We start from the raw sequence: 22046 nt of genomic DNA on the forward strand, positions 1-22046 counted from the left end.
CCAAAAATCAGACAAATCCGGCCTGTTTTGCCTGAAAATTGAGCAAACGCCTGATCGGGAACCAGAATGCAGTGCCTGACCGACTTTTCGACGCCCTTGTCCGGCGACCTTGAGCAACGCCTTGAACGGCTCGCCGCACGCGCGGCCTGGGAGATGGACTGTATCGAGGCAGCGGCGCCGATTTGGCTGAAGAAGCCGGAGAAAGAGGCGCGTTACAATGTCGTGATTGTCGGGGCCGGGCTGAACGGGCTCTCGGCCGCCTTCGCGCTGAGGCGTCGCGGCATCGAGGGCGTTCTCGTGATCGATCAGGCCGAGGCCGGGCGCGAGGGGCCGTGGGTCACGTCCGCGCGCATGAAGACGCTGCGCTCCCCGAAGACGCTGGCCGGACCCGATTTCGGCATTCCGAGCCTGAGCCCGCGCGCATGGTATGAAGCGGTTTACGGCGCCGAAACCTTTGCCGGTCTCGAGAAGATCGGCCGCGAGGACTGGATGCGCTACATGCTCTGGTTCCGCAGGGCGAGCGGCGTGACGGTCTGCAATGAAACCCGGCTTGAGGCGGTGGCCGAGGCCGACGACGGCGTGCGCCTGACGATCTCCGGCAATGGCTCTCTGCCCGGCGAGATCACCTGCCGGAGGCTGGTCATGGCAAACGGCATGGATGGCTGCGGCGGGCCTTATGTGCCTGAAAATGTCGCCGCGCTTCCCAAAGCGTTCTGGACACACAGCGCCGAGCAGGGTGAAGACGGCCATCTGAAGGGCAAGGACGTTATCGTTCTGGGTTCCGCGACCTCCAGTTTCGACTGGGCGGTGACCGCGCTGGAGAACGGCGCGCGGCGTGTCACCATGGTGGCGCGCGCTAAGGAGCTTGCCTGCACCGAGGTGCTGGCGTGGACCAATTTTCCGGGCTATCTCGGCGCCTTTGCCGAACTGCCGGATGTGGAGAAATGGCGCTTCTCGCGGCATTATTATGATCTGAAGGTGCCGCCGACGCAGGACCAGTATGACCGCGCCACCGCCTGTCCGAATTTCATTATGGAACTCGGTAGCGGCATCACATCGCTTGCCATCGAGAATGGCCGCATCCGCGCCGAGACAAGGAACGGCACACTGATGGCCGATCACATTCTGCTGGGCACCGGCTACAGCATCGATTTTTCCATGCGGCCGGAGCTTGTCCCCCTCAACGGGCGCTTTGCCTATTGGCGCGACCGTTTCACGCCGCCGAACGGCGAAGATTGCCCGCCGGTCTTGCACGCGCCGTATCTCGGGCGCACATTCGAGCTGACGCCGATGGATGCGGTGAGCGATCGCTGGGTCTCGCGCATCCATATGTTCAATGGCGGCGCGGTGCCAAGCCTTGGACCGGTGTCCAATGGTATCACCGGGATCAAATACGGCATTGCCCGCATCGCCGACGGCATGACGCGGGCCTTCTTTCTGGAAGACGCCGCGCGCTTCCGGGGAGAGCTTGCCGGCTACCGCGAACAGCATTTCAATCCGCGCGGAAAGGTTTCGGCCTGACAGCCGGGGAGGACAATATGACAACACCGCTGACACTCGATGCCGTTCTGGCGAAGGCCCAGACACGCAGCGTCGAATTTCCCTATTTGCTCGCCAATCACGTGCCGATGGTGTTGATTGCGCTCGACCGGCTCGGAGCATCGCCCGAGCGGCTCGATGAATGGTACGAGGCCTATCGCGATGCCCATGCCCTGCCGCCTGTCGCGGAACCAGTGGCGCCGGTCAATCCCGCCGACTGGCAGGAAGCGCTGGGCGAGCGTGCGCGCGAGGCGGATTATCGCGGCTTTTTTGTCGGCGAGGCGCAGCGGCTCGGCATTGACCGGGCGATCCGCACCTATCTGCCGGCGATGACGCAGGGCATCGCGGGAAGCGCAACCCATCCGCTGATGCGGCTTGCCTATGGCGTGTTGAAGAACGACGCCCGCGAGGTCGGTCACGCGCTTGGCTACTGGGCGGCGACCTATCTGCCGCTTCCGGGGCCTGGTCGTTTCGACGCCGATACGGATGATCCGGCGGAGGTGCTGGCCGGCATCGCCGAGATCGAGGGCATCCGCGATTACGAGACCGAAACCGACCTGCTCTGGCACAATATCCGTGCCGTCGGCGCGCTTCCGGGCTTTGCGCCGGTGATCGACCGGCTGCGCTTTCACGACAACACGGTGCGGCGGATGACCGAGGTCTCGCTCGTCGCCTTTGCCTTCACGCTCGATTTTTCCGCGCTTCACGCCGTCACCGGCATGCACTGGATGCGCCTCGTCACCCCGCATGTGGACGAGGATAAGGTGGAGCCGCTCTACCGTGCTTTCTGGCAGGTGATCGCGGCGCTTGTGCCGAAGATCGGCTTTCCGGTCTTCCCCACGGCCGATGAGGTGCAGGACATGCGCGAACGTGCCGCTCCCGACTGGCCGGAGATCAAGGCCGCGGCCATTGCCTCCTATGACGAACATGACGTCAGCCTGATCTTTTCCGCCTCCGAGGAGCAGAAAGCCTGGGGCGGCGACCGGCTCTACCGCGTCGCCGCCGCCCGCCGCCTTCGCCTGATCGACTGAGGAAAGCCATTGCCCACATCTATTGCCGTTGAAAACATCCGCAATCATCGGGGCGAGCGCGTTACGCTTCTGGTCGAAGGAGGGTGCGTCGCCGGTTTCGGGCCGGAAGGAGCGGCAGAGGTGCCGGACGCGGCAGAGCGGATCGACGGAGCCGACCGGATGATCCTGCCTGGGCTGGTCGACGGGCATATCCATCTCGACAAGACGCTGATCGGCCTTCCCTTCATTCCGCATATTCGGGGTGATACCGTCGCCAAACGGATCGCCGCCGAGCGCGAGCTGCGCCGCACGGTGGCGCTTCCCGTGACGGCGCGCGGCGGCGCGCTGATCGAGAAGATCGCAGCGCTCGGCACGGTCGCCGTCAGAAGCCATGTGGATATTGACGCCGAGATCGGCCTCAAGGGCCTCGAGCAGGTGCTGTCGCTGAGACAAAGCCACGGTCATCTGGTCGACATTGAGATTGTCGCCTTTCCGCAGTCCGGCATTATCCGTGATCCTGGCACGGCCGACCTCCTGCACGAGGCGGTCGCGGCGGGCGCGGATCTCGTCGGCGGGCTGGATCCGGCCGGCATTGATGATGATATCGAGGGTCATCTCGATGCGGTCTTTGCCGTTGCCGAGAGGCACAATGTCGGCGTCGACCTGCATCTGCATGATGGCGGCGCGCTGGGCGCTTTCGAACTGCGCCAGATCGCCGAGCGTACGATCGCGCTGTCGCTTCAGGGCAGGGTGGCGGTCAGCCATGCCTTCTGCCTTGGCGAGCTGGACGACGCGGAATTCAGCCGGACGGCGTCGCTTCTGGCGCGTGCCGAAGTCTCGATCATGACCAACGGCCCCGGTCCGGTGCCGATGCCGCCGGTCAGGCGACTGGCTGAAGCAGGCGTCCGGGTCTTCGCCGGCTCCGACAATATCCGCGATGCCTGGTCGCCTTTCGGCAATGGCGATCTGATCGAACGCGCCGGCATCATCTGCGACCGGCAGGATTTCCGCGCTGACGATGACCTGGAGCGGGCCTTTGCGCTTGTGACCCAAGCCTCCGGCGCGGTGCTCGGTCGAGCGGAGCCGCTTGCCAAAGGCGCGCCCGCCGATTTCATGCTGGTCGATTGCGGCAGCATTGCCGAAACGCTGGCCGAGCGCCCCGTGAGCCGCGCCGTGTTCAAGGCCGGGTGCAAGGTTGCCGAAGCCGGGCGGCTGGTGTGATCTGATGGCTGAGATCGACTTTCTTATCCGCAACGCCCAACTTTCTGGGCAGGACATGCCGGTCGATATCGCCTTTGCCGGTGATCGCATCGCCTCTGTTGCAAGCGGCATCATCTGCGATGCGCCGTCTTTTGATGCCGGTGGCAGGCTGGCCACGCCGGGGCTGACCGAAACCCATATCCACCTCGACAAGGCCGGGATCATCGCTCGTTGCGCGCTGTGCGAGGGTACGCTTGCCGAGGCCGTGCGGGAAACCGCGAAGGCCAAGGCCGCCTTCACCGAGGCGGATGTCTATGCCCGCGCGGCAAAAGTGGTCGAGCAGGCGATATCGCAAGGCACGATGCTGATGCGCACCTTCGTCGAGGTCGATCCGCGCGCCGGCTTCCGTTCCTTCGAGGCGATCAGGGCGATCCGCCGCGACTATGCCGATGCGATCGAAATCATCATCTCAGCCTTCGCGCAGGAGGGGCTGACGAACGATCCGGGCACGGAGGAGATGCTGGCCGAGGCGCTGGCAAATGGCGCCGATCAGGTCGGCGGCTGTCCCTATACCGATGCCGATCCGGCCACCCATGTGACAAAGATTTTCGATCTTGCCGAGCGTTTTGGCGTCAATGTCGATTTCCACGTCGATTTTGACCTGAAGCCGGAGGGCTCCGATCTTGGCGCGATCATCGCCGAGACGAAGAGGCGCGGCTATCAGGGGCGCGTCTCCATCGGCCATGCCACCAAGCTTTCCGCGCTCGGCCCTCAGGCATTCGCGGCGGCCCTTGCGGAACTTGCAGAAGCGGGTATCGCGCTGACGGTTCTGCCGGCAACCGATCTCTATCTCAACGGCCGCGAATTCACCCATCTGGTGCCGCGCGGGATGACGCCCGGACACCGGCTGATCGCGGCCGGCGGCATCGCCGCGCTTTCCACCAACAACGTGCTGAACCCGTTCACGCCCTTCGGCGATGCCTCGCTGATGCGCATGGCCAATCTCTATGCGAATATCGCCCAGCTCGGCACGCCGGACGACCTTCAGACCGTGTTTGACATGGTTTGCGCCCAGGCCGAGCGCTTGCTTGGACGTCAACCCGCGACCATTGCAGCAGGCGCGCCTGCCAATGTGGTGTTGTTCGATGCCGAGACCCCGGCGGAAGCCGTGGCGACGGCGGCGCCGGCGCTGGCAGGCTGGCGAAATGGGACGATGACCTTCGAGCGTCCGCGGCCCCGGCTTTTCGGCTCTCCCCGGACGTGAATGGCCGGAAAGCCGGTGGTGCGGCACGGAAATTGCTTATCATTATTTCGGGAGACCGTTTTGTGCATGTGAAAGGCGATTTGCATGATCATGGATCAGAACGGCACGATTGATGTCCGGTTTTTGCGCACGACCTTCCTTCTGTTGAGCGAACAGAATGTTTCGCGCGTTGCCGCCAGGCTCGGCCAAAGCCAGCCTTCCGTCAGCGCCGTGCTGAAGCGCGCGCGGCAGGTTTTCGACGATCCGCTTCTGGTCAGGAGCGGGCAGGGCATGGCCGTGACGGAGCGGGGAGAGACGGTGTGCGCCTCGCTTGGCCGCATCCTGGCGGAACTCAGCGAGACCATCAGCCCGGAAGAGGCCTTCGATCCGGCCACCACCGCCTTCGCCATGCGGATTTCGGCGATGAGCTGTTTCAACGGCTTTCTCATTCCGCCGATTGCCGCGAGGCTCCGCAACGAAGCGCCGGTAGCCTCGATCGGTTTCTTCGCTCCTGCCGAAAGCGACGACCTGACCGAGCAACTGAGTTCCGGCGCTTCCGATCTTCTCGTCGCCAACTGGCCGGCGCCGCATGAAAGCCTGCGCTCCAGCACGATCTTCGATTGCGAGACCGCCTGCATCCTGCGGGCCGACCATCCCGCTGCCAGGGCGGGCGCGATGTCGATGGATGATTATCTCGACTTACCGCATCTCTCGCTCGGCTCGGTCGTCCGGCCCGCCTTCAGCCCCATCGGGGGACGGCTGAAACAGCTTGGCGTCAATCGTCGGGTGGCGCTTTCCGTGCCGGAATATGCGTTGGTGCCGCCGGTGATCGCGCGCACCGACCTGATCTTCACCACGGCGCGGCCCTATGCCGAGTTCGTTGTGGACCGATACCCGGATTATGGCCTCTGCGTCGTTCCCGCGCCGCGCGATTTCGGCAATATGCGGCTTTATCTCCTCTGGCATGAGCGCGCGCATAAAAGTCCGGCCAATCGCTGGGTGCGCAATCTTATCCGTGATGTTTCAAGGCGTTACGGGGCCGATCTGGAGGCGCGGCCGACGCCGGCCTCCATGGCCGGGCTTGCCGCGCTCGCAGCGGTATAAGCCGCAGCCTATACCGCATATAAGCCCAGGCGGAATTGCCGAACGTCAAATGGCATGATCATAATGTAGGCACAAATCTAAACTGCATAAAACTTAGTCCGGTTGGTTGCCGTGCCGAGCCGTGTCGCTCGCGCCGCCGGCGAAGCCTTGTCCGGACGCTGGATGGAAGGAAGACCAAATGCCGCTCAAATCGCACTGGTGGTGGGATCACACGACCAAGGACTTTACCGACATGGACATGTCGGAATTCGTCGCGATCCTGCCGGTGGCCGCCGTCGAGCAGCACGGTCCGCATCTTCCCGTTCGCGTCGACAGCGCCATCAATGCCGGCATCATCAGCCGCGCCGTGGAAATCATGCCGGACGACATGAAGGTGCTGGTCCTGCCGATGCAGGCGGTCGGCAAATCGGTCGAGCATCTCGAATATCCCGGCACGCTGACGCTGTCCTATGAAACGCTGGCCCGCCTCTGGTTCGAGATCGGCGAGAGCGTGGCGCGGGCCGGCTGCAGGAAGATCATCTTCGCCAATTCCCATGGCGGCCAGCCGCAGGTGATGGAGATCGTGTGCCGCGAGCTGAGGATCAAATGCGGCATGTTCGCCGTCTCCTCCTGGGTCTCCGCCGGCGCCAGCCAGGCCGATCTCTACAGCGAGCACGAGCTGAAACACGGCATTCACGGCGGTGAATCCGAAACCTCGACCATGCTGCATCTGCATCCAGACCTGGTCGACATGCAATATGCCGAGGATTTCCAGCCAATGTCCGTCGAGATGGAGCGCGGCAATCAGGTGCTGACGGCGGAAGGGCGGATCGGCTTCGGCTGGCAGACCCAGGACTTGCACCCCTCCGGCGCCTGCGGCAATGCGGCTGCCGCCGACGCCGAGCGTGGCAAGATCCATGTCGAGCGCTCTGCTCAGAGCCTCGTAGCGCTTGCAGAAGAGGTTCTCGCCTTCCCGATGGAACGGCTCACCCAGAAGACCATGTTCAAGGACTGATCGCTTGCTGGCACGAAACCCGACATCTGCCGTTTCAAAGCGCGTCGAACACCTCACCCTGAAAGACGGTGTGGCGCTGGCGGCGGATGTCTATCGCCCGCCGGGCGAGGGGGACTGGCCGGTTCTTCTGATGCGCCAGCCCTATGGCAAGGCAATCGCCTCCACCGTCGTCCTCGCCCACCCCTCCTGGTATGCCCGCCACGGCTATCTCGTGGTGGTGCAGGACGTGCGCGGCATGGGCGCCTCGGAAGGCGATTTCGATTGCCTGCGCCAGGAATTGAGCGATGGCGCGGAAACGGTCGACTGGGCGCGGGGGCTTGAGGGGGCCAACGGCAAGATCGGGCTCTACGGCTTTTCCTATCAGGCGATCACGCAATATCTGGCGCTTGCCGGCGGCGGACGAGTGGATGCCATGGCACCGGCCATGGGGTCCTTCGCACCGGAGAAGGACTGGGCCTATGAGGGCGGGGCGCCGCGTTATGCCGGCATGGTCGGCTGGGCGCTGCAGATGGCTTTGCTGAAGGCTGCCCATGATGGCGATCGCGAGACCCATGCCGAACTTTCCGCCCTCAAGGGCCTTCCGGAGACAGCCCGCTACCTCGCCGAACGCCCGGCGCTTTCGCACCTGAAGCGCTGGATCGACAATGCCGAAAGCGACTGGGATCAGGTCTCGCCTAAGCGCTTGCTCAAGGATCACGCGCTGGATATCCCGGTGCTGCACACCGGCGGCTGGTACGACTTCATGCTGGAAGGCACGCTTGCCGCCGATCGGGCGTTTCGCAACGCCTCGCCGGAGACCGCGCATCTTGCCATCGGCCCGTGGGCGCATATGCCGTGGAACGGCGCAAGCGGCCAATCGCGCATGCCGGAAGCGGAGACCTATTCCGTCGACCGCGCCAATATCGCCTTCTTCGATTTCTATCTGAAGAACCGGGGCAATCCGCCGCCGGCTCTCACGCTGTTCGATATGGGGGAGCGTCGCTGGAGGGCGTTCGACCACTGGCCGGAGCCCCTGAAGAAACCGCTGGCGCTCGCTTCCGGCGGGCTTGCCGCGACGCTTGCCAATGACGGCAGGCTTGCGGATGTGGCCGGCGATGGTGAGGATGTGCTCGTCAGCGATCCCTTCCGTCCGGCGCCGCTTGTCGGCGGACATGTCGGCGAACCGGCGGGCTTCGTCGATCGGGCGGCGAGCGACGACCGTTCAGACGTCGCCGTCTATACCACAGCGCCCTTTGCGCAGGACTTCATCCTTTGCGGGCCCGTCAGGGCTGACATCACCATATCGACGGAAGCACAGGTTTTCGATCTCGTTGCCACGCTCTCTCTGGTCACCCCCACAGGAAGCGCAAACGTGATCCAGACCGGAATAACCCGGACAAAAGTGACGGGTGCGCCGGTGAGCGTCGGTCTCAGAGCGGCCTTTGTCACGGTGCCGGCGGGTTTCAGCCTCCGCCTGTCGCTGCAGGCCGCCGCCTGGCCCGCCTTTTCTCTCCATGCACAAGACCCGGCATCTGCCGATGGGATGAACGCTCAGCCGCTGACGCTGGCGATCTGCCACGCGGCCAGCCGTCTCGTGCTTTCCGTTCTGAATGAGGACACCGCAAATGGCGCCTAAGCCCTATCTCACCCTCGACAATGTTTCGGCGACCTATGGCGATACCACAGCCGTCTCGGGCCTGACGATCGAAGTGCCCAAGGGCGAGCTTCTGTCGCTGCTCGGCCCGTCTGGCTGCGGCAAGACGACGACGCTCAGGATGATCGCCGGTTTCGTCGAGCCGTCGGGCGGTCGCATCATCCTCAACGACAAGGACATCAGCCGCAAGCCGGTGCACAAGCGCAATATCGGCGTGGTGTTCCAGTCCTACGCGCTGTTTCCGCATCTGACCGTGATCGACAATGTCGGCTTCGGTCTTCGCATGCGCAACGCCTCGCGGGCCGAGTGGCGGGAGCGGGCGGGAAAGACGCTGGAAACTGTCGGCCTTAGCCCCTATGCCGACCGCTATCCCGGCCAGCTCTCCGGCGGCCAGCAGCAGCGCGTCGCCCTTGCCCGCGCGCTGGTGATCGAGCCGGATGTTCTGCTTCTGGATGAGCCGCTGTCGAACCTCGACGCCAATCTCAGGGCCGACATGCGCAACGAGATCCGCTCGCTGCAGCAGCGCCTCGGCATCACCACCATCTTCGTCACCCACGACCAATCCGAAGCGCTTTCGATGTCGGACCGGGTGGCGGTGATGAGCAAGGGCGTGATGAGCGAGATCGGCACGCCGCTTGCCCTTTGCGATCACCCCAAGAGCCCGTTTACCGCGACCTTCCTCGGCCACCGCACGGTGATCGACGGCAAGGTGGAGAACGGCGTGTTTTCCGCCCCCGGCATCACCTGCGCCGGTGCGCCGGCAAAGGCCACCAAACTGGTGCTGCGCGCCTCGCGCCTGCGCTTCGGCGAAGAGAACTCCCCGCTTTCGGTCTCAGGAACGCTCGTCAACGCAGCCTATCTCGGCGAGACCTATGAGGCCGATATCCAGGCCGCCTGCGGCATGATCCGGCTTGTCGTTCCCTCCGATACGCCGCCGCCGCCGGTCGGCACCGCATGCCGGGTCACCGCCGAACCGGGCGGGACCACCTTTATCTGACAAAAACATAAAACCAGGAGAACAGCTGTCATGAACATCAAGAGACGTTCCTTCAACAAACTTATTCTGGGCGGGGCCGCCACGCTTGCCGCTCCCTATTCCTTCGTCCGGGCCCAGACGCCGGACCCGAAGCCCGGCGACGAGCTTGTCGTCGGCATCTGGGGCGGCACCCAGGAAAAGATCGTCAAACAGTATATCGAGCCGGTTCTGGTCGACAAATACGGCTGCAAGATCTCCTATGTTCTGGGCGGTACCGTCGAGCGCCGCGCCCGCGCCTATGCCGAGCGCGGCCGCCCGAGCTTCGACGTGCTCTACCTCAACATCTTCGAAAGCCGTCAGGCCGTGAAGGATGGCGTCACCCAGCCGGCGACCGATGCCGTCGAAAACGCGCAATATCTCTACCCGATCGCCAGGAAGGGCGGTTACGGCGTTGCCATCAACCCCTGCACCATCGTCTACAACAAGACCAAGGCGTCCGCGCCGATCACGTCCTGGAAGGACATGTGGAAGCCGGAATGGCAGGGCCGCATCGCATGGCCGAACGGCCTCGGCGCCGAGGGCATTTCCGCGCTGATGATGTCGACGCTTTCCTGGTTCGGCGACCAGACCAAAATGGCGCCGGAAGGCTTCGACAAGGTCAAGGAACTGAAGCCCTTTGCCGCTATCCAGGGCAGCCAGGCGCAGCTCTTCGACATGTTCGATCAGGATATCGCCGATCTGTCGGTCGAGTTCGGCAGCTTCTGCGAAAAATACATCGAGGAGCGGAACCCCGATTTCGCACTCGCCGATCCGGAAGAAGGCAAGGCGCTCGCCATGAACGTCGCCTGCATCACCGAGGGCACGCGGAACCAGAAGCTGGCGGAAGAGTGGGTCAACCTGCACCTGTCGCCGGAGGTCATGCTTGCCTATGCCAAGGAGATCTACTACTCGCCGACCGTCGACAATGTCGATATCCCGGCTGACCTGCAGAGCAAGCTGATCATGCCCGACCAGATCGACACCCTTGTCGACTTCGACTGGGATTACATCAATGCCAACCGCAATAAATGGCAGTCCATCTACGACCGGGAGATTGCCGGATGAGGAAATGGCTTGGGCCGGCGCTTTCAGCGCCGGTCACCATCTGGCTCCTGATCGCTTTTGCCGCGCCGCTTGTCGCGGTGGTATTCCTGTCCCTGCATGAATATTCCGACCCGTTCGGACCGCTGATCCAGTCGCCCTCGCTGCAGCAGTTCATCGATATCGCCTCCGACAGTTTCTACTATCGGGTGGTGTTCGAGACGATCTGGCTGTCGGTCGCGGTCACCATCGCCTCGGCGCTGCTCGGCTATCCGGTGGCCTACTGGCTGGCGCGCATGCCGGGCAAATACCGCGCCTTTGCCTTTGCCATCGTTCTCATTCCGCTTTTGACCAATGTGGTCGTGCGCTCGCTCGGCATTATCCTGTTGCTGTCGCCGGAAGGGCTGATCAATATCGTCACCGGCTGGTTCGGCATTCCGCCCGTCAAGACCATGCTGTTCAACCACGGCGCGGTGATCGTGGCGCTGACCCAGGTGTTCATGCCCTTCATGGTGCTGGCGCTCTACGACAATCTTCAGAACACCTCGCCGCGCGTGCACGAGGCGGCCCGAAGCCTCGGCGCCTCGCCCGCGATCCGCTTTCTGACGGTTGATCTGCCGCTGTCCCTGCCGGGGCTCAAGTCCGGCATGATCGTTGTCTTCCTGATGTCGTCGACCTCTTACGTCTCCGCCACCATGCTCGGCGGCAAGAAGGTCTGGACCACCGGCATGCTGGTGCTGCAGGAGGCCATGCACAATCTCAACACCTCGCTTGCCGCAGCGCTGGCGCTGGTGATGACGGTCACGGGCCTGCTTTTCGCCGTGCTGGCGACGCTTGCGCTCAACCGGCTGATGACCTGGCGCTATGGCGGCAGAAGCCGGCCGTTCGCGCTGCCGCGCTTTGTCGAGCCGGTCGTCAATGTCGCCGGTCCGATCATCTCCTGGCTGCTGTTTGCCGCCTCCGTCGTGCTGCTGCTGCTGCCGCTCGGCCTCGTCTTCGTCCAAAGCTTCAACGATGTGGAACTGGCGACAGCCGCCGGCTTCCGCGGCTTCACGCTGCGCTGGTATCACGAGGTCTTCGTTTCCGGCTACTACACGGATTCCTTCATCGTTTCCGTCAAGGTGGCGCTTGCGGCGCTTGCCGTGTCGCTGATCATTGCGGTGCCGGCCGCCTTCGCGCTGGCCCGCTTTCCCTTCCGCGGCCGCTCGGCGCTGCTTGCCTTCTGGCTGCTGCCGCTGACGCTTCCGCATGTGGCCCTCGGCGTCGGCATGCTGAAACTCCTGCAGATCTACGTGGCCGTGCCCGCCTTCATTGGTCTTGTGGCGATCCATGTCGTGGTCATCCTGCCCTTTGCCATCACGCTTCTGACGGCATCGGTGATCGGCCTCGACGAGGCGCAGGAAGAGGCGGCGGCAAGTCTCGGGGCGAACGCCTGGAAGCGCTTGCTGCTGGTGATCGTGCCGGGGCTGATGCCCGGCCTCTTCGCCACCTCGATCGTCGGCTTCCTCCTAAGCTTCGACGAGGTGACGGTCACGAGCTTCCTCACCACAGCCCGGCTGACGACGCTGCCGGTGCGCCTCTACGCCGAGGCCTCGTTCGAACTGAGGCCGACCGCGCATGCGCTCTCCTCCGTGCTGATCCTGCTGACCATCGTGCTGCTCGCCATCGTCGGCCGTTTTGTCCGGCTGGACCGGCTTTATGCAAGGTAGCGGGGCGGGCCAGGAATGATCCCCTTTCAAGGGCGGGGGGATCGCATATGACTTCGTCGCATAGCCCCCCGATCTTCTCTCCCCGGAGGGGAGAGATGTCGCGACAGCGACAGTGAGGGGGGAGTGTGTCACCGCGAACGCCCTCACGATCTGAAATGCCGCGCCACCCTCACTGCCCCTTTCGGGGCATCTCTCCCGCCAGCGGGAGAGAGTATTGGGGGCAAGCTGCTACGCCGTATGCGATAGCCCTTCCTCACGGGTAGGCTACGAGCCATGAACAGTCTGCCCGCACCTCAATCCGCCATTTCCCGCATCACGGTCCGGATATTCTCCACGAACACGCTGGCGATGGCGGAGATGTTGCGCCGCCCGCCGATCAGCATCAATTGCTGCGTATCGGACTGGAATTCCCGGACCGGCACATAGACGAGCCGGCCCATGCGGCTTTCGAAGGCGATATCGAAAGGGGTCAGGAAGGTGAGGTAGCCCTCGCTCATGGCAAGGTGCCGCATCATTTCGATCGAATTGGCTTCCACAGCGAACGACATCTGCAGGTTGGCGCGGGAAAAGACCTGTTCGATATGCGGGCGGATCGCCGTGGACGGGTCGGCGCCGGCGACCGGATAGCCGACGCATTCGGAAAGCCGCACACTGGTGGAGCGCGCCAGCGGATGATCCGGCGCGACCGCAATGCCAAGGCGGCCGATTGCGATCTCGAGCACGCTGATATCGGCGTCGCCCGGAAAATCGAAGCCAAGGCCCATATCGGCATCGCCGGCGCGCACCGCATTGCGGATGTCGTCGCCGGTGGTCATCAGCATCATCCGCACGCTGACGCCCGGATTGGCGCGCTGAAAGCGGCCGACCGCGCGCGGCAGAAGATTGGCGGCAAGCCCGCTCATCAGCGCGATCGCCACGACACCGCGTCTCAGCCCCTTCAGGTCCTCCATCATCGCCTCGGCGCGGTTCATGCCCTTCAGCGTTTCGCGCACATGGCCGATGAGGATTTCACCCGCCGCCGTAAGCGTCAGGCGTCGCCTGCTGCGGTCGAACAATTGCGTATCAAGCGCTTCCTCCAGCGCCGCGATCTGGCGGGAGATTGCGGAGGCCGAGACATTCAACCGTTCGGCCGTCTTGCGCACCGAGCCGGTGCGCGCGACCTCGTCGAGATAATTGAGCAGGCGTCCATGGAGCATGGCATTTCCTTTGTTGCCTTTCAGGCAACATTCTATGCGAAAATAAATGCTTTTAAAGCGACAAAAACTGCATCACGATGCTTGCAGTGCTGAAGGCGTTCACGGCCACCGCAAAGCGTTTTTCCCCAGCTGTCGCGGCGGTTTCGGCCTTCGGTTCCGGCATGAGCGGTTCTCCAGAGGTCTCCCACCACCTTGAAATGCTCCGCGCCGCTCATGTCGGCTCTTATTGTCAGACAGGATTTCCAGAGGGTCCCATGCTCACCTATGCATTCGAACAGGTCGAAAAGGCCGAGGTCTTCAAGATTGCTCCGACCGATACCAATTATTTCGCGATCCTGTTTGATCCGAAGAAGGACGAGATCGACAATATATTCGTCATCGAGATCTTTACTGTCGGCGGCGCCACGCCGCCGAACGAGCACAGCCACGCGCATGAATTTTTCTACGTCCTCGAGGGTGAGGGCATCGCTTCCAGCGACGGCGAGGAAATGCCGATCAAAAAGGGCGACGCGCTGATGCTGCGTCCGGGCTCGGAACATGTGGTCAAGAATACTGGCTCCTCCAAGCTCTACACGCTGACGGTGATGACGCCGAACCAGGATTTCGCCGAGCTCATCCGTTCCGGCGAGCGCGTTTCGCTGGATGCGGAAGACCTGAAGGTGCTGACCGGGAAGGCGGCCTGATGCGGAAAGACGCCGATGCCCTGCCGCTCGGCCCTTCGCGGCTGAACCGGTGGCAGGTTTCAAAAGGGCGGGTCGATATGGTCCGGGCGCAGCCCGCGCCGCGCCCGCTTGCCGTGAAGGACCGGGGCCGGGAGATCGTCTTCGACCTGAACCGCACCGCCATCATCGTCGTCGACATGCAGAATGATTTCTGCCATCCCGATGGCTGGCTTGCCGGAATCGGCGTCGATGTTTCTCCGGCCCGCGCGCCGATCAATCCGTTGCAGCGACTGCTTCCGGGCCTGCGGTCTGCCCAAGTGCCGGTCATCTGGCTCAACTGGGGCAACCGCGCGGACAAGGCCAACCTGCCGCCCTCCACGCTCCACGTTTACAAGCCCACGGGGCGGGAAACCGGCATCGGCGATCCGCTGCCCAACGGCGCGAATGTTCTGGAAAAGGGCAGTTGGGCGGCGGCCGTGGTGGACGAACTCGAGATCGCGGAGACTGACATTTCTGTCGACAAGTTCCGCATGTCGGGCTTTCAGGACACCGAACTCGACAGCGTGTTGCGCAATCTCGGCATCGCCACCCTGCTCTTTGCCGGCGTCAACGTCGACCAGTGCGTGCTCTGCACCCTGCAGGACGCCGGTTTCCTTGGCTATGACTGCATTCTGGTCGAGGACTGTTCGGCAACCACCTCGCCGCAATTCTGCATGGACGCCACCCTCTACAACATCCGCCAGTGCTTCGGCTTCGTCTGTTCATCGGATGATATCGTCGCCGGCCTTTCGCGAGCAGACGCATGACGCAGGAAAAAGACGCCGCCGTTCAACCCGTCAATCTTCCGGACGTTCTGGAAGAGGTCACCAAACTCTGTGACCTCTATGAAGAGGCGCTGATGGAGAATGATCTCGATACGCTGGATGCGCTGTTCTGGAACAGCGAGAACACGCTGCGCTACGGCGTCGGCGAGAACCTTTACGGCATTTCCGAAATCCGCGATTTCCGCAAGGGCCGTTCCGGCGGCTCGCCGCAGCGCAACGTCATCCGCCGCCAGATCACCACTTTCGGCAGGGATTGCGCGGTCTGCGACCTCGAGTTCCAGCGGCCGGGTGCGGCCGTTCGCGGACGCCAGAGCCAGACATGGATCCGCACCGCCAACGGCTGGAAGGTCGCCGCCGCCCATGTGTCGCTCATGGGCAATTCACATTAAAATCGATTAGCCGGCCTGCTTCGCGCCCTGTCGTCGTTCAGCTTCGCGTTGCGTTTTCAACGACCTGCGTGCATGCTCCGGCAATCGACCCTCAAGTTTTCAGGCCTGATCCATGACGCAATCCATCGGTCCCTTCGTCGAACGTTTCGAACCTCCGATCACCTCGGAGGCGCCGGCCTCGGACCTGCTGTCAGGCCATACCGTTGCGGTGAAGGACAATTTCGACATCGAAGGCGCCGTCACCGGCGGCGGCAACCCCGAATGGGCCGAGGATCAGGCCCCGGCTTCCCGCAATGCGGCGGCCGTCCAGACCCTGCTCGACAACGCCGCCGCCCTTGCCGGCAAGGTGCATATGGATGAGCTTGCCTACAGCCTGATGGGGATGAACGCCCGTTTCGGCACACCGGAAAATCCGGCGGCGCCGTCGCGGGTTCCGGGCGGTTCCTCGTCCGGCTCGGCTTCTGCCGTGGCCTCGGGTCTTGCCGATATCGGGCTCGGCTCGGATACGGGCGGATCGGTCAGGCTGCCGGCCGCCTTCTGCGGGCTTTTCGGCTGGCGTCCGACCCATGGCCTCGTTCCGAGCGACGGCCTGTTGCCGCTGGCCGCAAGCTACGACGTGCCGGGCTTCCTGACCCGCGATCTGGAGACGCTCGAAACGCTTGGCGAGATCTTTGCCGGAGAGCAGGAGACCGACGCCGATGTCCGGCTGGTGTATCCCGCCGATGTCTGGCGCCTGTGCGAGGACGAGGCGGCGGCGGCGCTGAAGGCGGCGCTGCCGAGGGGTGACCGCAACGACAGCTCGCTTCTGCCGGGCGGGGACCTGAAGGCCCTGCTGCCGGTGTTCCGCACCCACCAGGGTTTTGAGATCTGGCAGCATTTCGGGGGCTGGATCGAAAAACGGGAGCCGGACTTCGGTCCCGGCATCCGCGAGCGTTTCGCCATGGCGGCGAAGATCACGCCAGAGGAATTTGCCGACGCCAAGGCAAAACGCGAGGCCTTCCGGGCGCATCTGGCGCGCGTGCTGCGGCCGGGAACCGTTCTGGTCTATCCGACCTCGCCGGGGCCTGCGCCGCTTCTGACCGCCGGCAATGACATTGTCGAAACCTTCCGCAACCGGGCGCTTTCCATGCTGGCGATCGCCGGTCACGGCGGCCTGCCGCAATTGTCGATCCCGATCGCCGCAAGCCAGGGCTCGCCGCTCGGGCTGTCGCTGGTCGCAGCACCGGGCGGCGACCGGTTGCTGATCGAAACGGCAAAACGCTTTATCTGAGGGCACCATGCTTCACCCCGCGACAGGCTTTGACGGAGCCTTTACCGCGCCGCACCGCGCTGCAGCGCTTGCCGGCCGCGACATCCTGCGTGCCGGCGGAACGGCAATGGAGGCGATGGTTGCCGCCGCCGCGACAATCGCCGTCACCTATCCGCATATGAACGGCATTGGCGGTGACGGTTTCTGGCTGGTCCATCGGCCCGGCCAGAAGGTGACCGGGATTTCAGCCTGCGGGCAGGCGGCAGGCCTTGCGACGCCTGAATGGTATGCGCGCCACGGCTTCGAGAAGGCGATGCCGACGCGCGGAGCCCTTGCAGCGCTCACCGTGCCCGGCACGATCGGCGGTTGGGAAAAGGCGCTGTCGCTGGTGGCGGACGGCAAGCGGCTGACGCTTGACGATCTGCTTTCTTCCGCGATCCATTACGCCGAAAACGGCATCGCGGTCACCGGAAATCAGTCGCAGTGCACGGCCGACAAGCTTGACGGCCTGAAAGACGTTCCCGGCTTTGCCGGTACTTTCCTGCTGGACGGTGCGGCCCCTGCCGCCGGTGCAAGGCTTTGCCAGAAGAAGCTGGCCGAGACCCTCAAGACACTCGCGGTGGAAGGACTATCGTCCTATTATACCGGCGACATTGCCCGCACCCATGCGGCCTTCCTTGAGGAGACCGGCTCGCCGTTGCGCTTTGAGGATTTCGCCGCCTATCAGGCCCGCATCGTCCATCCGCTTCAGATCGAAATATCACACGGAAGGCTGATGAACATGATCCCGCCGACGCAGGGCATCGCCTCTTTGATGATCCTCGCGCTGTTCGACCGGCTGGGCGTCTCCGAAGGCGAGGGGGTCGACCATCTCCACGGCCTGGTCGAAGCGACAAAACAGGCCTTCATCCAGCGCAATGCCGGGCTGGGCGATCCGGATTTCATGGCGGAACCCGCCGAGGCATGGCTTGCCGGTGACCGGCTTGATGCGCTAGCCGCCAGGATCGACATGGAGCAGGCGCTGCCCTGGCCCCATGAGCCGGCTGAGGGCGACACGATCTGGATGGGCGCGGCGGACCGCTACGGCAATGTCGTCTCCTTCATCCAGAGCGTTTACTGGGAATTCGGCTCGGGTCTGACCTGCCCTGAGACCGGCGTTTTCTTCCAGAACCGCGGCGCCGGCTTCTCGCTTGCGCCGGGTCCCAACCAGCTTGCGCCGGGAAAGCGCCCGTTCCACACGCTGAACCCCGCACTTGCGCATCTGAAGGACGGGCGCGTGATGGCTTATGGCACGATGGGCGGCGAGGGGCAGCCGCAGACGCAGGCCGCCGTGTTCTCGCGTCACGTGCAGTTCGGCCAGGATCTGCAGGCCGCCGTCACCGCGCCGCGCTGGCTGCTTGGTCGCACCTGGGGTGAGGAGACCACGACGCTGAAGCTCGAGGACCGGTTTGACCCCGCCCTCGTTGCTGCCCTGAAAACGGCCGGACACGATGTCGAGATGCTGCCGGCCTTTTCCGATGCCGTCGGGCACGCCGGCGCTGTGGTGCTGCACGAAAACGGGTTGATGGAAGCGGCGACCGATCCGCGCGCGGACGGTCTGGCGCTTGTGGACTGATGTGGCTCAGGCCGGAAAGCGCTTTCTGAGAAAACCGTCGATAAGATCCATCGCCTTTTCCTCCAGCAGCGGAAAGCCGAGCTTTCGGGCGGTTTCGGCGGCAAAACAGGCCGGGAAATCCTGCGGCCCGTAGTTCGGCGTGTCGGTGCGGTCGATCAGCGACAGCATCTCTTCGCCTGCCCGTTCGGCAAGGGCTGCAAGCAGCATCTCGACCGTCAGCGAGATGCCGGGCATGACGAGCGCCCGCGCATCTGCCGGGATCGACCCTTCAAGGTTTGCCGCGTGGATGAGCTGCGCCACCGCCGTTTCCGGCGAGGCCAGCCAGTGGCGCACATCGTCTGAGGCGGGCAGAAGCGCGCGCCGGCCTTCCAGCGGTTCGCGGATGATGTTGGAAAAGAAGCCGGAATTGCCGTGGGTGGCCTTGCCGGGCCGGACCGCGATTGTGGCCAGGCGCAGGCAGATGCCGTCGACAAAGCCCATGCGCGTATAATCGGCGATGATCGCCTCGCTCATCAGCTTCTGCGTGCCGTAGGAACTGTCCGGACGGGGCGTTGTCGCATCGTCGATCAGGGCGGGAAAGGGCGCGCCATAGACGCCGATCGACGAGGCATGGACAAGGCGCGGACAATAATCATCGCCCGCAAGACGGATCGCCTCGAGGGTTGCCCGCACCGTATCGAAATTGATGTGGTAGCCGATGGCGAAATTGCTGTCGGCCTGGCCCATGGCGGTGGCGGCCACGTGAAAGATCACGTCCGGACGCGCGGCTATCACCTCTCCGATCGTCTCGAACTCCGCCGCATCCCCCGTCACCCATTGCGTGGCATCCCCTTCGATCTCGCTCTTGCGGATATCGGAGAGAATGAGCGCGTCAAGGCTTTCAGTGCCGAGCGCGCGGCGTGCAATCAGCGTTTCGGCGAGCGCGCGGCCGATCATGCCGGAAGCGCCGATAATGGCAACGGAGGCCATGGACTATTCCCTTCCTACACCGTCACGCGCGGATAAAGGCCGATCTCGCGCGTGGTCGCCTTGTCATACATCCGGTCGAGATAGGGGCGCACTTCTGCCGCGCCCTTGCTCATTTCCGGGCAGTGGTCACGCTCGAATTTTGCAGCCGCCTCGGCGATTTCGCCGCGCAGTTCGTTCTCGTTGACGGTTGCGAGCCTGCGATCCTCCATCACCAGCTTGCCGCCGACGATCGAATGGGTGACGACATCGGAATTGACCGAGAAGGCGATCTTCTTGATCGGATCATGCAGCGGCATGAAGCCCCAGTCGGTCCTGTCCATCAGGATCACGTCGGCGAGCATGCCTTCTGCCAGCGTGCCGACTTCCTTCTCCATCAGGCTGGAGCGCGCGGCAGACGTGGTTGCCATGTCATAGACCTCATGCGCCGAAATCCAGTCATTATAGTCGAACGTGCCGATCTTGTGCAGGCCCGCGGCCGCCTTGAAGGCGACGAAGATATCGGCGGTATCGGCAGAGGCCACGCCGTCGCAGCCGAGCGCGACATTGACGCCAGCATTCATCATCCGCCGCACCGGCGAGACGCCGGAGCCGAGCTTGAGGTTTGCCAGCGGATTATGCGTCGTCGAGCAGCGGGCCTCGCCCATCATCGCGATGTCGTCGTCTGTCAGCCAGATGGCGTGGTTCATGGTCAGGCGATGGGTCATCAGGCCCATGTCCTTCAGGAACTGAACCAGCGTGCGGCCGTATTTCTCCTCGCCGGTCACGGCCTGGGTCTTGGTTTCCAGCACATGGCAGTGAACCGGCAGGTCGCGCGCTTCGGAAAGGCTCGCCACTTCCTGCAACAGCTTCTCCGAGCAGCGCTGCGGGCCGCAGGGGCCGAGAATGATGCGCATATTGTCCTTGCCGTGCCATTTCCCGGACAATTCCTCGAACAGCTCGATCTGTGCTTTCCAGTCGGGCGCGGGCATGGCATCGAGACGCGCCTTCATTTCGGCGGGCACGAGATCGCCGACAAAGGGCAGGCTGTTGCAATAGCTCTCGTCCCACATGGAGGCGGTGATCCAGCCGCGCAGGCCTGCGTCGCGGAAGGCTGAGGCTGTGGCGTCGACGGCTTCCGGCGTGCCGGTGATGTTGATCACATCGTCCTGCAGCGTGGTGACGCCGGAGCGCAGCGAGATGATCGCGACCAGCATGGCGCGCAGATAATGCTCGCGCCAGGTCATCGCCGGCGAGCCGAAGGGCGGGTAGACTTCCGACAGCCAGATTTCCAGCGGCAGGTTGTCATACCGGCCCATCTCGAAGCCTTCATTGGAATGCATATGGGCATCGATGAAGCCGGGCATGACCAGCTTGTCAGAGGCATCGATCACCTTAAGGTCCTGAAAGGCGGCGGCGCGTGCCGAAAGATCACCGCCTTTGCCTATTATCCGGTCACCGTTGATCAGCACATCGCCGCTCGCAAAGCTGTGCGCGCCGGTTTTCTGGTTGATGACGAGGCCGTTCTTGATCAGGATTGCCATGCTTTACTCCGTTTGGCTGCCGCTTTTGGTCAGGCGGCATGAAAATTGCTTAGTTATTTTCCGGGGATGACGTAACGCCGGCCGGGCCGCTTGTGGTGGGAGCGATCCGGCCCGACAGAAACCTTGTGAAAGGAACAGCGTTTTGGCCACACCAGCCGGAGACCACGGACTTGACCTGCGCCTGATGCGCATCCTCGACGTGCTGCTCGACGAGTGCAGCGTCTCGAAAACCGCCACCATTCTTGGCCAGAGCCAGCCATCCGTTTCGCTGGCTCTCAAGCGGCTTCGCGAAATTCTCGGCGATCCGCTGCTGGTGCGCTCCGGCGTGAAGCTGATCCCGACGGAAAAGGGCATCGCGCTGCGCGCCCAGGTGTCGAACATCCTGCGCGAGATCGACGCGCTCGCCGTCTCCGAGGATACGTTCGATCCCGCAAGCTACAACCGCCGCTTCCGCGTCTACGCCGCCAATTGTCTCGGCACCTTCTTCATGCCGCGCATCGGCGAGCTGGTGCGCCGCGAAGCGCCGAACATGCCGCTCGATTTCTGCACAATCCCCGAGGAATCCCGGATATTTACCGAGCTTGAGCAAGGAAAGCTCGATCTGGTGATCGGCAACTGGCCTATGCCGCGCGATTACCTGCGTTTTGCGCCGCTGCTCGAGACCGACATCGTTCTCGTCATGCGCAACGAACACCCGCTCGCAGGCCGTTCCCGCATCGACCTTCAGGACTATCTGAACCTCGATCATCTTTCGCCGACGCCTCATACGAGCCCAGCCATCAGCCCCATCGATGGCCAGCTCGCCCAGCTTGATGCCAAACGCGAGATCGCCATGTCGGTGGCCGAGTTCACGCTGGTCCCGCACATGCTGGCGCGCACCGATCTGGTGTTCACCAGCAGCCGCCCCTTTGCCGAGCAGATGGCGCAGTCGGGCGCCTTTTCGATTGTCGGCGCGCCGGAGGAACTGGCCCGGATGAGCTTCTACACGCTGTGGCATGAACGGTCGCATCTCTCCCCCGGCAATCAGTGGTTCAGGAAATTGTTGCGCCGGGTTGCCAGAGAGATAAGCGAATTCACACCCCGTCCATCAAGTGAAACTTCGCCCGAAGCCATTCGCGGGAACCAATAGAGTCT

General features: G+C 63.5%; 19 protein-coding genes. 16 read left to right on the forward strand and 3 right to left on the reverse strand.

Annotated elements, in window-relative coordinates:
• Positions 1 to 66: 66 nt before the first annotated feature.
• The 10 genes from AZF01_RS04370 (at position 67) to AZF01_RS04415 (ending at position 12488) form a co-directional block, all read left to right on the forward strand.
• Positions 67 to 1521, forward strand: coding sequence for an NAD(P)-binding domain-containing protein (locus tag AZF01_RS04370; RefSeq protein ID WP_081725670.1), 1455 nt, complete (start codon positions 67 to 69; stop codon positions 1519 to 1521).
• Positions 1522 to 1538: 17 nt separating this feature from the next.
• Positions 1539 to 2570, forward strand: coding sequence for a questin oxidase family protein (locus AZF01_RS04375; protein WP_024706618.1), 1032 nt, complete (start codon positions 1539 to 1541; stop codon positions 2568 to 2570).
• Between the two features lie 9 nt (positions 2571 to 2579).
• Positions 2580 to 3770 carry an amidohydrolase gene (locus AZF01_RS04380; RefSeq protein WP_024706619.1) on the forward strand — a complete coding sequence of 397 codons (1191 nt, stop codon included), beginning with the start codon at positions 2580 to 2582 and terminating at the stop codon, positions 3768 to 3770.
• 4 nt (positions 3771 to 3774) lie between these two features.
• Complete coding sequence (locus AZF01_RS04385; RefSeq protein WP_024706620.1) at positions 3775 to 5013, forward strand: amidohydrolase family protein; 1239 nt, start codon at positions 3775 to 3777, stop codon at positions 5011 to 5013.
• A gap of 84 nt (positions 5014 to 5097) precedes the next feature.
• Entirely contained in the window at positions 5098 to 6096 is a 999-nt protein-coding gene (locus AZF01_RS04390) for a LysR family transcriptional regulator (protein ID WP_024706621.1), read from the forward strand.
• A gap of 178 nt (positions 6097 to 6274) precedes the next feature.
• A complete protein-coding gene (locus AZF01_RS04395) occupies positions 6275 to 7090 on the forward strand; it encodes a creatininase family protein (RefSeq protein WP_024706622.1) in 816 nt (271 codons plus the stop codon).
• 4 nt (positions 7091 to 7094) lie between these two features.
• Positions 7095 to 8705, forward strand: a complete 1611-nt coding sequence (locus AZF01_RS04400) for a CocE/NonD family hydrolase (protein ID WP_024706623.1) — start codon at positions 7095 to 7097, stop codon at positions 8703 to 8705.
• Entirely contained in the window at positions 8695 to 9720 is a 1026-nt protein-coding gene (locus tag AZF01_RS04405) for an ABC transporter ATP-binding protein (protein WP_024706624.1), read from the forward strand. The genes AZF01_RS04400 and AZF01_RS04405 overlap by 11 nt, the downstream gene beginning before the upstream one ends.
• A 30-nt stretch (positions 9721 to 9750) precedes the next feature.
• Positions 9751 to 10803 carry a PotD/PotF family extracellular solute-binding protein gene (locus AZF01_RS04410; protein WP_024706625.1) on the forward strand — a complete coding sequence of 351 codons (1053 nt, stop codon included), beginning with the start codon at positions 9751 to 9753 and terminating at the stop codon, positions 10801 to 10803.
• On the forward strand, positions 10800 to 12488 hold the full coding sequence (locus AZF01_RS04415) for an ABC transporter permease subunit (RefSeq protein ID WP_024706626.1): 1689 nt from the start codon (positions 10800 to 10802) through the stop codon (positions 12486 to 12488). The genes AZF01_RS04410 and AZF01_RS04415 overlap by 4 nt, the downstream gene beginning before the upstream one ends.
• A gap of 293 nt (positions 12489 to 12781) precedes the next feature.
• Here the strand turns inward: AZF01_RS04415 and AZF01_RS04420 are convergent, their stop codons facing one another.
• Complete coding sequence (locus AZF01_RS04420) at positions 12782 to 13684, reverse strand: LysR family transcriptional regulator (protein ID WP_024706627.1); 903 nt, start codon at positions 13682 to 13684, stop codon at positions 12782 to 12784.
• 254 nt (positions 13685 to 13938) lie between these two features.
• Here AZF01_RS04420 and AZF01_RS04425 point away from each other — a divergent pair, with 254 nt between their 5' ends.
• The 5 genes from AZF01_RS04425 (at position 13939) to AZF01_RS04445 (ending at position 18423) form a co-directional block, all read left to right on the forward strand.
• On the forward strand, positions 13939 to 14367 hold the full coding sequence (locus tag AZF01_RS04425; protein ID WP_024706628.1) for a cupin domain-containing protein: 429 nt from the start codon (positions 13939 to 13941) through the stop codon (positions 14365 to 14367).
• Positions 14367 to 15152: a cysteine hydrolase family protein gene (locus tag AZF01_RS04430; protein ID WP_024706629.1), complete on the forward strand. Its 786-nt coding sequence runs from the start codon at positions 14367 to 14369 to the stop codon at positions 15150 to 15152. Before AZF01_RS04425 ends, AZF01_RS04430 begins: the two co-directional genes overlap by 1 nt.
• Positions 15149 to 15559, forward strand: a complete 411-nt coding sequence (hpxZ, locus tag AZF01_RS04435; protein WP_024706630.1) for an oxalurate catabolism protein HpxZ — start codon at positions 15149 to 15151, stop codon at positions 15557 to 15559. The genes AZF01_RS04430 and hpxZ overlap by 4 nt, the downstream gene beginning before the upstream one ends.
• A 112-nt stretch (positions 15560 to 15671) precedes the next feature.
• Positions 15672 to 16829 carry an amidase gene (locus AZF01_RS04440; RefSeq protein WP_024706631.1) on the forward strand — a complete coding sequence of 386 codons (1158 nt, stop codon included), beginning with the start codon at positions 15672 to 15674 and terminating at the stop codon, positions 16827 to 16829.
• Between the two features lie 7 nt (positions 16830 to 16836).
• Entirely contained in the window at positions 16837 to 18423 is a 1587-nt protein-coding gene (locus AZF01_RS04445) for a gamma-glutamyltransferase family protein (protein WP_024706632.1), read from the forward strand.
• Positions 18424 to 18429: 6 nt separating this feature from the next.
• On the opposite strand, the gene AZF01_RS04450 is transcribed toward AZF01_RS04445, so the two are convergent.
• Positions 18430 to 19392, reverse strand: a complete 963-nt coding sequence (locus AZF01_RS04450; protein WP_024706633.1) for an NAD-dependent epimerase/dehydratase family protein — start codon at positions 19390 to 19392, stop codon at positions 18430 to 18432.
• 14 nt (positions 19393 to 19406) lie between these two features.
• Complete coding sequence (locus AZF01_RS04455) at positions 19407 to 20912, reverse strand: amidohydrolase family protein (protein ID WP_024706634.1); 1506 nt, start codon at positions 20910 to 20912, stop codon at positions 19407 to 19409.
• A 142-nt stretch (positions 20913 to 21054) separates the two neighbouring features.
• On the opposite strand from AZF01_RS04455, the gene AZF01_RS04460 reads away from it, so the two are divergent.
• Complete coding sequence (locus AZF01_RS04460; protein ID WP_244435503.1) at positions 21055 to 22041, forward strand: LysR family transcriptional regulator; 987 nt, start codon at positions 21055 to 21057, stop codon at positions 22039 to 22041.
• Positions 22042 to 22046 lie beyond the last annotated feature (5 nt).

Source organism: Martelella sp. AD-3 (genome assembly GCF_001578105.1).
In the GTDB taxonomy this organism is placed as follows: domain Bacteria; phylum Pseudomonadota; class Alphaproteobacteria; order Rhizobiales; family Rhizobiaceae; genus Martelella.

Excerpts from the sequence above, each read along its gene's own strand:
- AZF01_RS04370 (WP_081725670.1), top strand. The coding sequence starts at position 67 with ATGCAGTGCCTGACCGACTTTTCGACGCCCTTGTCCGGCGACCTTGAG.
- AZF01_RS04375 (WP_024706618.1), top strand. The coding sequence starts at position 1,539 with ATGACAACACCGCTGACACTCGATGCCGTTCTGGCGAAGGCCCAGACA.
- AZF01_RS04385 (WP_024706620.1), top strand. The coding sequence starts at position 3,775 with ATGGCTGAGATCGACTTTCTTATCCGCAACGCCCAACTTTCTGGGCAG.
- AZF01_RS04390 (WP_024706621.1), top strand. The coding sequence starts at position 5,098 with ATGATCATGGATCAGAACGGCACGATTGATGTCCGGTTTTTGCGCACG.
- AZF01_RS04395 (WP_024706622.1), top strand. The coding sequence starts at position 6,275 with ATGCCGCTCAAATCGCACTGGTGGTGGGATCACACGACCAAGGACTTT.
- AZF01_RS04405 (WP_024706624.1), top strand. The coding sequence starts at position 8,695 with ATGGCGCCTAAGCCCTATCTCACCCTCGACAATGTTTCGGCGACCTAT.
- AZF01_RS04410 (WP_024706625.1), top strand. The coding sequence starts at position 9,751 with ATGAACATCAAGAGACGTTCCTTCAACAAACTTATTCTGGGCGGGGCC.
- AZF01_RS04415 (WP_024706626.1), top strand. The coding sequence starts at position 10,800 with ATGAGGAAATGGCTTGGGCCGGCGCTTTCAGCGCCGGTCACCATCTGG.
- AZF01_RS04420 (WP_024706627.1), bottom strand. The coding sequence starts at position 13,684 with ATGCTCCATGGACGCCTGCTCAATTATCTCGACGAGGTCGCGCGCACC.
- AZF01_RS04425 (WP_024706628.1), top strand. The coding sequence starts at position 13,939 with ATGCTCACCTATGCATTCGAACAGGTCGAAAAGGCCGAGGTCTTCAAG.
- AZF01_RS04430 (WP_024706629.1), top strand. The coding sequence starts at position 14,367 with ATGCGGAAAGACGCCGATGCCCTGCCGCTCGGCCCTTCGCGGCTGAAC.
- hpxZ (WP_024706630.1), top strand. The coding sequence starts at position 15,149 with ATGACGCAGGAAAAAGACGCCGCCGTTCAACCCGTCAATCTTCCGGAC.
- AZF01_RS04440 (WP_024706631.1), top strand. The coding sequence starts at position 15,672 with ATGACGCAATCCATCGGTCCCTTCGTCGAACGTTTCGAACCTCCGATC.
- AZF01_RS04445 (WP_024706632.1), top strand. The coding sequence starts at position 16,837 with ATGCTTCACCCCGCGACAGGCTTTGACGGAGCCTTTACCGCGCCGCAC.
- AZF01_RS04450 (WP_024706633.1), bottom strand. The coding sequence starts at position 19,392 with ATGGCCTCCGTTGCCATTATCGGCGCTTCCGGCATGATCGGCCGCGCG.
- AZF01_RS04455 (WP_024706634.1), bottom strand. The coding sequence starts at position 20,912 with ATGGCAATCCTGATCAAGAACGGCCTCGTCATCAACCAGAAAACCGGC.